Origin of the sequence: Virgibacillus sp. 7505 (genome assembly GCF_002272135.1) — a bacterium.
Lineage (GTDB): Bacteria > Bacillota > Bacilli > Bacillales > Amphibacillaceae > Terribacillus.
Window position 1 is genome coordinate 1 of sequence record NZ_NPBF01000467.1, and the last position, 212, is coordinate 212.

The following is a 212-nucleotide window of genomic DNA, read 5'->3' on the forward strand; positions in this document are numbered from 1 at the left end:
GCGTCAAAAAATGGCGCTTTTCGGTTCAACAGGCAAAGCACCGTTGTACAAGCTCAGTGAGTGAAAGGGGAAATAGGCCAATGAAGCTAGCGGAGTTATTGCATAAAGATGTGATCAAGCTTGATTTAAGCGCCACCTCAAAAGAAGAAGCAATTAAAGAGTTAATCGAATTGCTTGCCAAAAACGGGGCAATCGAATCAAAAGAAGGCTTT

At 42.5% G+C, this 212-nt stretch carries 1 protein-coding gene; it reads left to right on the forward strand.

Translation table 11 applies throughout. The features are described from left to right. Positions 1–80: 80 nt before the first annotated feature. Positions 81–212: PTS sugar transporter subunit IIA (locus CHH91_RS19820; RefSeq protein WP_176465909.1), on the forward strand; the 132-nt coding region annotated here is incomplete at its 3' end.